The sequence below is a fragment of the Streptomyces sp. NBC_00984 genome (assembly GCF_045162475.1).
GTDB lineage: Bacteria > Actinomycetota > Actinomycetes > Streptomycetales > Streptomycetaceae > Streptomyces.
Genome location: NZ_CP108734.1, coordinates 8474559 through 8487126 on the forward strand (window position 1 = coordinate 8474559; position 12568 = coordinate 8487126).

13 protein-coding genes are annotated in these 12568 nt (G+C 69.1%); 7 read left to right on the forward strand and 6 right to left on the reverse strand.

Annotated elements, in window-relative coordinates; all coding sequences use genetic code 11:
• Nucleotides 1–28: 28 nt before the first annotated feature.
• Nucleotides 29–532: an NUDIX domain-containing protein gene (locus OG520_RS37725; protein WP_406016125.1), complete on the reverse strand. Its 504-nt coding sequence runs from the start codon at nt 530–532 to the stop codon at nt 29–31.
• A 257-nt stretch (nt 533–789) separates the two neighbouring features.
• On the opposite strand from OG520_RS37725, the gene OG520_RS37730 reads away from it, so the two are divergent.
• The gene (locus tag OG520_RS37730) at nt 790–1059 is read left to right on the forward strand and encodes a hypothetical protein (RefSeq protein ID WP_406016126.1); all 270 of its coding nucleotides are present in this window, start codon (nt 790–792) and stop codon (nt 1057–1059) included.
• 222 nt (nt 1060–1281) lie between these two features.
• Here the strand turns inward: OG520_RS37730 and OG520_RS37735 are convergent, their stop codons facing one another.
• The gene (locus OG520_RS37735) at nt 1282–1884 is read right to left on the reverse strand and encodes a dihydrofolate reductase family protein (protein WP_406016127.1); all 603 of its coding nucleotides are present in this window, start codon (nt 1882–1884) and stop codon (nt 1282–1284) included.
• A 294-nt stretch (nt 1885–2178) separates the two neighbouring features.
• The gene (locus tag OG520_RS37740; RefSeq protein ID WP_406016128.1) at nt 2179–3213 is read right to left on the reverse strand and encodes a hypothetical protein; all 1035 of its coding nucleotides are present in this window, start codon (nt 3211–3213) and stop codon (nt 2179–2181) included.
• A 259-nt stretch (nt 3214–3472) separates the two neighbouring features.
• On the opposite strand from OG520_RS37740, the gene OG520_RS37745 reads away from it, so the two are divergent.
• From OG520_RS37745 to OG520_RS37760, 4 genes are all read left to right on the forward strand, one after another.
• Nucleotides 3473–4741 (forward strand): alpha/beta hydrolase family protein, encoded by a 1269-nt coding sequence (locus tag OG520_RS37745; protein WP_406016129.1) that lies wholly within the window; start codon nt 3473–3475, stop codon nt 4739–4741.
• A 38-nt stretch (nt 4742–4779) separates the two neighbouring features.
• Nucleotides 4780–5097 carry a hypothetical protein gene (locus tag OG520_RS37750; protein ID WP_406016130.1) on the forward strand — a complete coding sequence of 106 codons (318 nt, stop codon included), beginning with the start codon at nt 4780–4782 and terminating at the stop codon, nt 5095–5097.
• A gap of 273 nt (nt 5098–5370) precedes the next feature.
• The gene (locus OG520_RS37755) at nt 5371–6003 is read left to right on the forward strand and encodes an ArsR/SmtB family transcription factor (RefSeq protein ID WP_389981922.1); all 633 of its coding nucleotides are present in this window, start codon (nt 5371–5373) and stop codon (nt 6001–6003) included.
• An 11-nt stretch (nt 6004–6014) separates the two neighbouring features.
• Complete coding sequence (locus tag OG520_RS37760) at nt 6015–7259, forward strand: MFS transporter (protein WP_406016657.1); 1245 nt, start codon at nt 6015–6017, stop codon at nt 7257–7259.
• 104 nt (nt 7260–7363) lie between these two features.
• Here OG520_RS37760 and OG520_RS37765 read toward each other — a convergent pair whose 3' ends face one another.
• Nucleotides 7364–8356 carry a phosphotransferase family protein gene (locus tag OG520_RS37765; protein ID WP_406016131.1) on the reverse strand — a complete coding sequence of 331 codons (993 nt, stop codon included), beginning with the start codon at nt 8354–8356 and terminating at the stop codon, nt 7364–7366.
• A 293-nt stretch (nt 8357–8649) separates the two neighbouring features.
• Here OG520_RS37765 and OG520_RS37770 point away from each other — a divergent pair, with 293 nt between their 5' ends.
• Nucleotides 8650–9108: a PaaI family thioesterase gene (locus OG520_RS37770; protein ID WP_406016132.1), complete on the forward strand. Its 459-nt coding sequence runs from the start codon at nt 8650–8652 to the stop codon at nt 9106–9108.
• 120 nt (nt 9109–9228) lie between these two features.
• Here OG520_RS37770 and OG520_RS37775 read toward each other — a convergent pair whose 3' ends face one another.
• Nucleotides 9229–9465: a hypothetical protein gene (locus OG520_RS37775; protein WP_406016133.1), complete on the reverse strand. Its 237-nt coding sequence runs from the start codon at nt 9463–9465 to the stop codon at nt 9229–9231.
• 50 nt (nt 9466–9515) lie between these two features.
• Nucleotides 9516–10022, reverse strand: coding sequence for a hypothetical protein (locus OG520_RS37780; protein WP_389981930.1), 507 nt, complete (start codon nt 10020–10022; stop codon nt 9516–9518).
• A gap of 199 nt (nt 10023–10221) precedes the next feature.
• On the opposite strand from OG520_RS37780, the gene OG520_RS37785 reads away from it, so the two are divergent.
• The gene (locus tag OG520_RS37785) at nt 10222–12528 is read left to right on the forward strand and encodes an LAETG motif-containing sortase-dependent surface protein (RefSeq protein ID WP_406016134.1); all 2307 of its coding nucleotides are present in this window, start codon (nt 10222–10224) and stop codon (nt 12526–12528) included.
• Nucleotides 12529–12568: the final 40 nt, after the last annotated feature.

A 12568-nucleotide genomic window follows, 5' to 3' on the forward strand; every position in this document is an offset into this window, starting at 1 on the left:
CCGAGCCGCACGTCCCCGGATCTTCGGTTCAGAGACCCAGCGGCACCGGCCCGGCGGGAACACCCGAGGCGAGCAATGCCATCAGAGGTGTCGTCAGGTCGCGCGGCGAGAAGAGCTCGGGGCCGTCGTAACCGGCGACTTCCCGCGGGTGCCACCACTTCAGGCCGGTGATGTTCTCCGCGGCGAGCGCCTCGTCGGACAGCGTCCCGCGAGGGACGAACCCGGCAGTGCGTACGAGGAAGTAGTCGTTGACGACGCCGTCGTAGCCCGCTGCGTGTCCTGGCGCCACGACCTCCTGGTGCCATACGTGCGGCGGATCGGTCCTGACCACGAGGCCCACCTCCTCCCGCAGCTCGCGATGGAGCGCGGCAAGCGGTGTCTCACCCTGCTCGATCCCTCCGCCAGGAGCCGTCCACACCACCGTTTCCGCCGTTCCCGCCGGTCCCGGAAAGGCGAACCGGCAGAGAAGGACGCGGTCCTCCTCGTCGAGGATGATCGCGCGGACCGAATGACGCAGATTCATGGAGGGCATCCGGACACGCTAGTCGTCCGGGGCAGGGCGGCGGGAGTCGGTGGCGATAGTGCGCCTCAAATACATGTGTTCGGGGAACCTGCCCGGTCGTTGAGCTCCACGACAGGCCCGGACGTCCTTCCAGGAGGCTCGATTGACCTCGGCCGACACCGAGAAGCAGCAGCGCCCAGCATCACCGCCACCGCCCCTCCGGCGGAGTTCAACTACAGCGGGCAGTACGCGTTCAATCCGCTCGCCGAGTTCTCCTTCCGGAGGATGTGTCCGGCCGGATCATCGTCAGTTCGGCATCGGACGCCGGTGACGACGGCCCGTTCGACTCCGCGGTGAGCGACGCGGGCCGGGTGACCGTGTCGGCCGCCGGCCAGGTGCGGATCACGCTCGCGGCGCACCCGGCCGTGCTCGGGACGTTCCCGCGGTACAAGATCGAGGCGGTGGAGTGTCTGCCCGGCTCCGCCGATGCCCTCCTGGGTACCGACGACGAGAACCTCGGCGGATACGTGCGGGCCATGCCGTTCTGCGGATCCTGAGACCCGTCGCCGTGCGCTCCTCGCTTCGCGCTGCCCGGTCCCCGGGCGTGTGCGTGCTGTGAGCTGATCCGGGACTCGTGTGATGCGGCGAACTCCGGTCGCCGGGACCCGGTTCGGGTCGCGGGGACCGGTGTTGCCGTTCGGGCGTGACATGAACCCGAGGGTGTTGTCGAGGAACCATTGCTGTGAGGGCCGCGGGTGTTCACGGCCCTCGCCCGACCGCTACGCGGCCAGGATTCGGCGGGCGTAGGTGAGGAAGACCGCCCCGCTCTTCAGGACGGTGTGGTCGGTGAGTTCCCAACCGCACGGATCGAATGCCGCCTTGTGGGAGAAGAGCGGAATCCCGGTGCCGATGGTCATCGGGCTCAGCTTGACGATCAGCCCGTCGATCTCGGAGTACAGCGCACCGGCCAGCTCGGCACCGCCTATCAGCCAGATGTCCTTGCCGTCCTGCTTCTTCAACTGCCGTACGGTGTCCACCGGATCGTCCGCGACCAGCTCCACCGCCGGGTCCGGACTCTCGCTCAGCGTCCGGGAGAACACCAGATGCCGTAGATGCGGGTAGGCGTCGGTCAATCCGGACCGGAGACCGATCTCGTAGGAGCGGCGTCCTTCGAGGACGGTGTCGAAATGCGTGCCGTCGGCGGTGACGGACAGTGCGGCACGGGCCGGAGCGGGCAGGGTTTCCGGGTACTCGGTGATGAGGTGCTGAACGTAGTCCTCGGGCACCGGCCAGAAGCCGTCCGGACCGGTGGGGTCGGAACCGTCCGGTCCCGCGATGAAACCGTCGAGAGTGGACGCGATGTAGTACACGAGCTTGCGCACGGAATACCTTCCATTGACTGAGCGGTAGAGGCAGGGGCAAACGACGAGCGGCGGGCAGTGCGAAGCGGACGCGAGCCGCACCCCTCGGCCCCTGGAGTCTCCATGATCATGCGTGCTTGTCACGGAGCAAGGGCGATTCGAGGAAGACTCAAAGACTGCTCAAGGGTGCGAACCGGCGGATGCTGATGGTCGAGACACCGTGCCGGTCATGGCCGGGGCCCGCGGCGACGGCCGGGCCGACAGGGAGCTGACGCGACGCCGGTGACCCGGCCACCGGCCCGGGAGCCGGACGGGCTACTGGATGCTCCAGCGGTGCGGGTGGTCGGGATCGGTGGGGCAGACGAAGACGTTGAGTTCGCCGGCCCGGCCCACGACGACCTTGGTGGGCGTGGCGGACCGGTGCGCGGGCAGGTCTCCTTCTTCCAGTGGTTTCCAGCTTCCGCTGCCACCGTCCCACTCGGAGCTGTCGATGGTCAGCAGCAGCTCCAAAGGTGTCGCGCAGGTCAGGCAGTCCATGGGCGAAGGGTCGGTGGCGTGCCAGGACGGGAAACCGCCGACACGCCAGCCGGGCGGAATGGACAGGTCGTACTGGTAGCCGATCGGCTCATCCGCGTTCTCGTCGGCTCCCTGCTGCTCCGCCTCTTCCGCAAGGGCTTCCTCCCACGCGTCGATCCGGGCGCACAGGTCCTCGGGCAGGAGGCCGGCGAACGGGTACGTGACCACCTGCTCCGGTTGGAGCACGCAGGGCTCGGGCACGTAGCCCTCGGAGCCGACGACCTGCGGCTGCGGTGGCGAGGCCAGCACCTCACCGACTTCCGCGGACCTGCGCCGGCGCAGGTGAAGCAGCAGGTCGTACCGGCTCGGGCCGTGCGCGTGGAAAGGGCACCAGAACACCTGGAGCAGGTCGCAGCCGTCCGGGCCGGCCGACAGGTCGGGGACGTCCCGCCGGTACAGCTGCGCAAGGCCGATCAACGGTAGGGCATCGGTCTCGCGGACGCCTGGGATCCGGTGCTCGCGGCCAAGCTCGTCCAGAAGGTGCCGTTCCTCCTCCGTGGGGCCCGAAAGGGGTTCGCGGGCCCACGCCAAGGCCAGGACCTCGCGCTTCCGGTGTATGTCCGCAGGACGCCGGCCACGTCCACGACCGTGGGCCTCGGTGCACACGGGCCACGGCTCGTCCGCCGGCCACAGCATCGGCCCACCCACGGAACTGGCCGACACGTCCGGGTTCCCCGGCCTCGGGTGCAACCGGGTGGTGGTGCCCCGGTACGCGGCCAGCTCAGGGAAGAGCGTCTCGACATCCACCGGCCGCGGCGGTGTGGTCCTCGTCATGGGCCCGACCCTAGACACCCAACGCCTTCGGTGACCGGGCGCCCCATGCCGACCGCCCTTCCACGGAAGCCCGGAGCCCGATTCCGCCGAGCGGCCGTCCACCGGGCCGAGGTGCTCCGGGGTCACCGACGAACGCGGCCTTTCCGTCCGCCGCCTGCGCACCCGCTCACCCCTAGGGAAGCCCTGTAGGGCTGGCCCTACACAAGGTGGGTGGGTGGCCTCATGTCCCTGTGCCACCGTCAGTCGGCAAGATCCACACATGACTTCACAGCGCTTCCACGCCCGGCTCCTGGTCGGTGCGGCGATCCTCGGCAGCGGCGCGGCACTGACCCTGCCGGCCTCGTCCTCGACGGCCGCGACCCCGACCCGACCTGCCACGACCGTGCCGGCCCCGGTCGATGACACCCACACCCGGCCGGCGCAGGCCGGAACCGTCGTCTCCTTTCGCCAGGTGGCCGACCTGACGGCACAACAGGTGACCCTGGAGCTCCAAGGAAAGATCGACTCCTCCCAGGTCCGCTACGGAGTGACGGCGTACCAGGTCGTCTACCGCACCACGAACAGCGCGGGCGAGCCCACCACGGCGAGCCAGCTTCTCGTCTTGCCGAAGACCGTCGGGCGTCGTCTGCCGACCGTCTCCTGGCTGCACGGAACCATCGCCTACCGCAAGGACGTCGCCTCGGAGAACCCCGCATCCGACGACCGACTCGCCGCGTACCTGTTCGCGTCGACCGGACGCGCGGTCTCGGCCCCCGACTACGTGGGCCTCGGCGCGGGCGAGGGCTTCCACCCCTACGGTGACCCACGGGCCACCGTTGCCGCCAGTGTCGACGGGCTGCGCGCGGCCCGTGCCTTCGCCCACCGAAACGGCCGGGAGCTTGAGCGTACGGTCCAGGTCAGCGGGTTCTCGCAGGGCGGGCCGGCGACGATGCTGGTCGGCCGGGCACTCCAGGAGGAGGGCGCCGACCACTACTTCCGGCTCGGAGCGCTCGCCCCGGTCGCCGGCCCGTTCCATCTGTCCGTGTTCGAGGCGGCCGCGGCGGACGACAAGATCGCCAAGTCCGGTCTCTATCTCGCCTACTTCGCCACCGCATGGAACAAGACCTACGGCCTCTACGGCTCGCCGGGCGAAGCCTTCCGCGCGCCCTACGACCAGATCGTGGAGGACCTCTTCGACGGTGACCACACGACCGAGCAGATCGCCGGCGCGCTGCCGCCCGCTTCCAAGGACCTGTTCACCGAAGACTTCCTGGACAAGATCCGCACGCCCAGCGGCACCCTCAAGCTCCGGCTCAACGCGCTGGACACCACGTGCGACTGGAAGCCGAACGTACCTGTGAGCCTCTTCCACGCCCGCGGCGACCAGGACGTCGATGACTCCCACTCCGAATACTGTGCGCAACAGTTGACGGGCAACGGCGCCGATTACCGGCTCACGGACGTCGGCGACTTCGACCACAGCGACTCGGTGAGGCAGGCCCTTCCGCGGATCGTCCGCTTCTTCGACGAGACCGCCGACGCCGGCTGAGACACCCTGCTCGACCTTGCCGGAGCCGACCCTCACCCTTGCGTCCGGGTCGGCCCCGGCTCGATGGCAGTACCAGCGCCAAGGCAGGTCAACCATCGGGCCTTGGCGTCGACTCCAGCCTTGGCGTCGACTCCGGCCTCGGCGTCGACTCCGCCGTCAGGCTGGCCGGCGATGCCGACCACAGTGTCCAGCACTCGGCCCGGCAGAACCCGGCCCTGCCGTCGGACGTCCTGATCTCCCTGCTCCTCGATGAGCACAGTGCCGAGGACGCCGCCCAGAACCCTTCGATTCCGACGGCGGTCATGCACCGCATGGTCGCCCTGGCCGCAATCCCCGAGCGCGAGCCCGGCCGGTGATCCGGGGACGGGCGAGGGTTTCCGTCAACTGGCCGTCCATGAGCCGGAGATCAGCGGCTTCGCCCACCTGCCGCGGGTAGCGCGCGGGTCGGGCGAGTGGTCACCGGGCCGGTCACGGAGATTGCGGCGTTCGGCACCCTCGTCCGTGTCGAAGACCGGGGGACGACTCGAAGGGCCGGTGTATTGCCCCGTCGTGGGTTCAGGCTCCTGCCCCTGACCCATGCCTTCACAACATCTCTTTCGAAAGAACTGTTGTAGGTCTATCGTCGGCGCATGGCCGCTTCCTCCACTCCCTTCGCCAAGAGCTCCGCCTCCGCCGAGTCCTCGGAACGGGACATCGAACTCGACACCGCTGCCCTGCGCGTACTCGCTCACCCGTTGCGCCTGAACGTGCTCACTCTGCTGCGCGAGCGTGGTCCCTCCACCGCCACCCGCATCGCCGACGAACTCGGCATCAACCCCGGCGCGGCCAGCTATCACCTGCGCCGCCTCGCCTCGGGCGGACTCATCGTGGACGAGCCGGACCGGGGCACCGGACGGGAACGATGGTGGAAATCCGTCCATCGGCAGTCGATCCACGATCCCGCGGCCGCGCCCGCGGAACAGCGCGAGGCCGGACGCGCGTACGTACAGGCAGTCGCCGTGGCCGCTGCCGATCGACTGCGCCGGGCCGCGCAGGAGGTGGCGCTGCTTCCTGAGGAATGGCTCGACGCCACTGCCTACAGCGACTTCCTGCTGTATCTGACCCCTGGTGACGTGGACCGGATGAGGGCCGAGATCTTCGAGGTGATCTCCCGCTACCGGCACGGAGCGAGCGAAGCGCCCGAAGGCTCCTCTCCGGTGGTGCTGCAAGTGCAGGCGTTCCCGGTGCCCGGTACGGCTCAGCCGCCGACCGGCGACGCGTGAGCGCGCAGGACATGACCCTGTCCGCGCGGCCCGCGTTCCGGGACGTCGATGTCCTGCGCTGGCTCACCGCGTACACGGCTTCGGTCACGGGCGACGTCGTGTACTTTCTCGTCCTGTCCTGGGCTGCCACTCGCGTCGGCGGGCCGTCGCAGGCGGGCCTGGTGGTCGCGGCCGGGGCACTTCCCCGCGCGGTGCTCATGCTCGGCGGGGGCGTAGTGGCCGACCGGTTCGGGCCGCGCCGGGTTGCCGTCGTCAGCGATGCGATCCGCTGCGCGGTGATCCTCGCCGTGGCTGCGGCGGTTGCTCCGGCGTCCCCGAGCGTGTGGCTGCTGGTCGCGGTCGCGTTGGTCTTCGGCGTGGTCGACGCGGTGTTCATGCCGGCGGTGGGCGCGCTCCCGCGGCGCATCACGGCGCCCGAGCAACTCGCCCGGGTCCAGGGGATGCGCGGGCTGTCGATCCGGCTGAGCAACGCCGTCGGCCCCCTTCTGGCGGGATCCGTGCTGGTGATAGGTGGTGCGGCCGCTGCGTTCACGGTCGCAGGCGTTCTCTTCGCCGTCTCGCTCGGCGTTCTGCTCACGGTGCGCATCACAGCTGAGATCGAGGCGGTGTCTCAACGTGCCTCCGCCTGGCGTGAGTTGATTGACGGCCTGCGATATGTCCGCCGCCACCGGATGCTCGCACCACTGGTCGCGGTGATCGGACTGAGCGAGATGTGCTTCAGCGGTCCGGTCGCCACCGGCCTGGTTCTCCTGGCGGACGAACGCGGCTGGGGCGCCTCGGGCATGGGATGGGTCGCGAGCGCATTCAGCGTCGGAGCGGCGGCCGCTGCGTTGCTGCTCACCGTGTCTCCCCGGATACCGCGCGCCGGACTGACGATGTCCGGCGCGTTGCTCGTCACCGCCGCGGGGGCGGCCGCCCTGGGGCAGGCTCCCTCGCTGCCCACCGCCGTGATGTTCGGCGCCTTGATCGGCCTGACCAGCGGATTCACCACAACCGTGACCGGTGCCCTGATCCAGACGGAGACCGACCCCCGATACCTCGGCCGGGTCACCTCGGTCACGACGCTGTGCACGCTCGGCCTCGCACCCGCACTCTTTCCGGTCGTCGGCGTCACCGTGGCCCTGTGGGGAGCGGACGTGTTCTTCGCCGGATGCGGCGCGATCTGCCTGCTCGCCGCGGCGCTCGGCCTGTCTGTGCCCGTGCTGCGACGCGCCGAACTCCGACCGCCCAAGTCCGCGACGCCGGCTGGACGGTGACCATCCGACGCTCTCGTCCCGCACGGCCGGGCCGGCGCGTAGCCCCGAGGAAGCCGACGCGGTCGTACGCGAGTGCTCCACGCGATCTCGCGTGCCCCGGGGGGCTATACCGACGGCAGGAGCGCCAGAGCCTGCTTCGCGTTGTGCTCGGCGACGCCGAGCATGAACGCCCGGTCGGGAAAGTCACCGTCGAGGAGGCGCAGTGGACCGGCCACCAGCGACAGACGCATCGCGAGCATGTAGAGGTCGAGCCGCTGCGGATCGAGACCGGGCCGGGCCAGCGCGGTGTACCGCTCGCGGAAGCGGAGCCGGAGGAAGACGTGCTCCCACTCGATGTCGAAGTACATCAGGCCCTCGATGTCGATCAGGACGGGGCGCCCCTCGGCGTCGATCAGGACGTGGTCGGGCCCGAGTTCTCCGTGGATCAGTCCGTATTCCGTGCGAGGGCTCACCCGGTCGGCCAGCTCCCGCAGCCGGTCGCGCAGAGCGGCGCCGGCCGTCGCGATGCTGCCGTCGCGGCCCGCCGCCTCCTCAAGATCCCGCAGGGCGCGGTCGAGCACCCGCCGCTCGCACGAGACCTCGGACACGCCGTCGCCCCGCTCCAGCAGATGCACCTTGCCGTAATGCCGGGCCCGGTCCCGGTGCATCATCTCAAGCATTTCGGCGAGGTCGCCCAGGGCCCCGGCGGCGCGCCCGGGGTCGGTTTCGAAGAGTGCTTCGAGCGTGCCGCCGGAGACGTCCTCGACCACGGCGACGTCCGCCGGGAAGCGGCGCCGGCTGTCATCCGCCAGGAGCACCTGCGGAGTTTGTGCCCCGAGACTTTCCAGAGTCCGTCGTGCGGTCAGGAACGGAACCATCCCGGAGGCGGGTGCGAACGGGTCGGCCGGATCGGTCTCTCGCGCGTCCGGCCAGAAGTTCTCGGCCTCGGCCCAGCTGTAGACGATCACGCTCTCTGTACGGGGTCCATCGAGGCGGACCCGGTACACGCCTTTCTTGCTTCCCCCGCGCAGCCGGTCCACCGCGACAACGCGGCGTCCCGTTCCCAGCGCATCATGCACGAGTTCCGACAGGTCTTCGATCTCCGCGAATTGCCGCATCGGCAGAACCTACAGAAGACGGCGCCGCACCTGCCACTGGATACATTCTGCCGTCGCCGAGTTCTCTGCTCCCGTGGTTCATCGACGTTCCGTAGTGCATCGGCGCCGCGTGCGGCTGGCCCGTCGCCCCGCAGGCCGGACTGCTCGGCACCCTCCGCAGGACGGCTCGGGGCCTGGTCCACCCGGCCGTCGGCCATCCGGTGCCATGATGACCGTCATCGGCGGTTCCTGCTGGTGGAATGCCTGGTCGGGCTACGCACCCGCCTTGCCCGTACGCGTACGAAGGAGAGCACATGGGAGACCGACCGCAGCAGGAACAGGCGAGCCCCGACGTCCAGAAGCGTGTCCAGGACAGCTTCGACCGCCAGGGCCTCATGCCCCACCTCGGCGCACGCATGACCCACATCGGCCCCGGCCGGGTCCACATCGAGCTCCCGTCCCGTCCCGAGGTGACCCAGCAGCACGGCTACGTCCACGCGGGCGCCACCAGCGCCATCGCGGACAGCGCCGGTGGTTACGCGGCGCTCACGCTGTTCCCCGAGGAGTCCGAGGTCCTCACCGTCGAGTACAAGATCAACCTCCTCGCGCCCGCCGCAGGTGACCACATCGAAGCGATCGGGACTGTCCTGAAGTCCGGACGCACCCTGACCGTATGCCAGTTGGAGGTGTACGGCGTACGGGCCGGCGGCGACCGGAAGCTCGTCGCCAACGGCCAGCAGACTCTGATCCGCGTGAACAGGCCCGCGGAGTGACCCCGCAGCCCGCCGACGGCAGGTGGACGCGGGAGCGATCCGGCGCTCCTCGTGGCCGATGTGGAGCCGGCCGGGCGATTTCCGGCGCTCACGTCGGCGGACGGACCGGGATGACGGCACTCAGCCCTTGATCAGCGGGTCATAGGGCTCGTCCCCCGCCGTGAGGACCAGGATGAAGTCCTTGCCCGTCCCGGTGGCGACCTGGTGGACTTCGGCAGGGTCCTGGGCCGGGAGCCGGCTGTGGCGCCGGACGGGGGAGAGCTCGCCCTGCTCGGCCCGGTCAACCCCCTCTCGGCCACCAGCAGCGAGGACCCGCACCGCTCGGGCCGCGGATACGCCGCGCCGGTCGGGACCCATCGTGACCTAACCGGCCGTGCCCCAGAGCGCGTTGACGCGATCCCTGCCGACTACTGCGACGGGGGTGTGTGGATATCGATGTCCGTGATGAGGCTCCCGCCGTCCGCGTCAAGGATTCCGCACAGGCGGTTGACCGGCGTGTACAGGGGTCTGGCATCGGATTCGATGCCGTCCTCGTCCTCGAAGTCGAAGAGCCGGTCGAACGGCACGGTGACGAACGGCCACACGGCCGGGTCGGCTGTGGCGGAGTCGGGGTGGAACTGCCACCGGGTGCCGCAGGTGCGGTTGTGGACCTCGCCGACATACCAGGCGGCTGTCTGGAGGAAGTCGCTGCCGCGTTCCTCCCATGCCTGGTCACTGCTGGTGCAGCGGGAGCGAACGAGGGTCTCCAGGCGCTCAAGCGAGGCGGGGGTGAAGTCCCAGTCCCCGCCGAGCTGTTGGGCCCAAGCGGGGAACTCCTGCCGCTGGATCTGGAGCCAGGCGTCCAGGACGGGATTGCTGGAACGGATCCGGTCCAGCTCGGCCAGCTCCTGGTACTCGTCCTCGGTCATCTCCATACCGGCCGACCCTACTCGGTGTCTCCGCAGGTGCGGCAACGGCCCGCGTGTCGTGGCGCCAATCAGGTTGCATTCAAAAAGAGTTGAGGTACAGACTGCCTCGATGGCGGTGTCATGTCACGGGGGGCTCACACCGCTCTCAAGTGTCCCCCAAGCCCCTCAGGTAAGGGACAAAGAGTTGAAATCCATACGTTTACGCGTGAGGGCGCGCCTGTCGTCCGCTGTCGCGGTCGCCGCCGCGGCGACTCTCACGCTCACCGGCCTGCCGGGCCTCACCTCCAGTGCGGATGCCGCGCCGGCCAAGAAGCCGCCGAACCCGGGGATGCTGTGCCGGGACTACTTCGACCTGGCCGAGGATCTCCAGGCCATCGTGGATCTGCCCGACGCGGATGCCGATGCCTCGCGGGCCAAGTCCCAGTGGGACACCTACGAGTACGAGAACCCGGGCAAGAAGTGGGACGGCCTCGGTCCGCCGTCCGAGGAGGACGTCAAACGGCTGGAGAAGGAGGCCAAGGAGCCTCCGAAGTCCCGGGCCGTCGACCGGGTGTGGTGGAAGTGGATCAGGGCCAGCAAGAAGAACCCGAAGGCCTACGGTGACTTCACCTACTGGCGCGACATCATCCTGATCAAGAACGCTGGAAACGACCCGCGCGGCAAGGCGTTCGAGAAGAAGATCATCAAGGACCACGGGCTCGTCGGCGACGACTGGATCTGCCAGAAGGAGTTCGACTTCACCGACCCCGACACCGGCGACACCCACCGGCGTCAGGCGGACGCCTGGAACAAGAAGACCGGAGAGGCGCTGGAGATCAAGTCCAACGGGCGCCCGGACCCCAAGCAGAAGCCCGGCGACATCGCCTGGTCCAAGCAGGAGAAGAGCCCGGTCAAGTCCCTGAAGTACATCTTCGCCGAGCCGCAGGAGAAGGCCGCCAGGGACCACCTGAGCGAACTGAAGAAGAACGCCCCGGGCAAGGTCACCGAGTACAACTACCGCTCCAGGAAGGTCGAGTTGGCCCCGGGCGGTGGCGTACGGGACAAGACGACCACGATGCAGCCCCCGGGTTCCAAGGGTGTCACCGGCGGCGGCGCGCAGGACCTGATCCGTGAGTCGCGTCCGAACCCGAAGGCCATGAAGGAGTTCCTGGACCGCAAGAACGCGGCCGACCCCAACCGGCTCCAGCCCAAGGGGCCCGGCGGGGTGGACTTCACCACGCTGGAGCTGCGGTACATCGGCAAGCCGGTCAAGGGCAAAGGCGTCGACTACAGCTTCTCCGCCAAGGAAGTCCCCGAAGACACCGCCGGCTGGGGAGGCAAGGAGAAGGCGCAGCTCATCAACGACGCGTTCTTCACCTGGCTCGCCCTGACCCCGGAGAAGTTCTGGGTCAACCTCAACCCGGACCAGCCCGACGAGATCATGGACAGCGCGTTCGGGAAGACCGACGCCGGCCGGACCCTGCTGGAGGCCGACCTGGAGCTGAAGAGGGACTTCGCCGATGCGATGAACCCGACGAAGCGCCCGGAGGCCGACGAGTACTGGAAGTCGCTGCCCCGCAACTCCGAGGGCGTCCCCTGCTGGTTCCAGGTCCGCAACTGGATCGAGCCGGACACCGCGGTCGTTCGCGAGGAGAACGGCGGCATCCATATCCTGGACACGCCGCTGAAGGTCAAGGCTCAGTACCTGAAGATCGACAACATGCCGGGCGACCCGTACCTGTGCGAGTTCAACGAGGCCGAGAAGAAGGCCACCGAAGACCGCATGAACCGGCTGATCATGCCCGAGGTCGAAAGGCGCGTGAACAACGACGCACGCTACGCCGACCTGCGCCGCGTCTACACGGCCCGGGTGGCGGCGGAGTTCATCCGCCAGCAGGACGCCAAGACCCCCACCGATTACCACAAGGTGATCAACAGCAACGATGTCTCCTCGTGGCCGCTGCGCGGGGAGAACAAGGACTGGACGCGGGAGAAGGTGTACCAGGCGTACCTGAAGTCGCTGCGTGAAGGCGAACAGCAGTGGGAGCACGACGCCGGCGGCGGCCGTTACACCATGAGCGTGGGCGGAGTGGACTTCTCCAAGCAGCCCAAGCGGAACATGACCAAGCAGCGCTTCGACACCGAGCACCGCTATCTCCCTCGCGAGACGAAGTCATCGGTGCGCACGCTGACGGACAATGCCAAGGACGGCGACGCGAACCTCTTGCTCTTGGGAGGCAACACCGTCTCCTCCGACATCTCCAGCGGCGGCGACACCCCGGGACCGGACCCGAAGCCGACTCCCACGCCGACCAAGCCGGGTGAGCCGACGGGCAAGCCCACCGACCCCGGCACGCCCCCGGCCACCGGCGGCAACGGCGGCGGCACGGGCGGGAAGGATCCGGAAGGCGACCTCGCCGACACCGGCTCCAGTACGCCGGTCGGACTGATCGCCGGACTCGCCGCAGCCCTCGCGGCCGTCGGCGGCGGCCTGGTGTGGTGGAAGCGCCGCCGCACCGCCGACCAGGAGTAGCGTGACCACAGCGCTCATCCAGCGGCTTCGGCCCCGCACC

Bases quoted from the DNA above. Each gene is read 5' to 3' on its own strand.
- OG520_RS37740 (WP_406016128.1), bottom strand. From the start codon at position 3,213: ATGACGAGGACCACACCGCCGCGGCCGGTGGATGTCGAGACGCTCTTC.
- OG520_RS37770 (WP_406016132.1), top strand. From the start codon at position 8,650: ATGGGAGACCGACCGCAGCAGGAACAGGCGAGCCCCGACGTCCAGAAG.
- OG520_RS37760 (WP_406016657.1), top strand. From the start codon at position 6,015: ATGACCCTGTCCGCGCGGCCCGCGTTCCGGGACGTCGATGTCCTGCGC.
- OG520_RS37755 (WP_389981922.1), top strand. From the start codon at position 5,371: ATGGCCGCTTCCTCCACTCCCTTCGCCAAGAGCTCCGCCTCCGCCGAG.
- OG520_RS37725 (WP_406016125.1), bottom strand. From the start codon at position 532: ATGCCCTCCATGAATCTGCGTCATTCGGTCCGCGCGATCATCCTCGAC.
- OG520_RS37765 (WP_406016131.1), bottom strand. From the start codon at position 8,356: ATGCGGCAATTCGCGGAGATCGAAGACCTGTCGGAACTCGTGCATGAT.
- OG520_RS37745 (WP_406016129.1), top strand. From the start codon at position 3,473: ATGACTTCACAGCGCTTCCACGCCCGGCTCCTGGTCGGTGCGGCGATC.
- OG520_RS37775 (WP_406016133.1), bottom strand. From the start codon at position 9,465: ATGGGTCCCGACCGGCGCGGCGTATCCGCGGCCCGAGCGGTGCGGGTC.
- OG520_RS37780 (WP_389981930.1), bottom strand. From the start codon at position 10,022: ATGGAGATGACCGAGGACGAGTACCAGGAGCTGGCCGAGCTGGACCGG.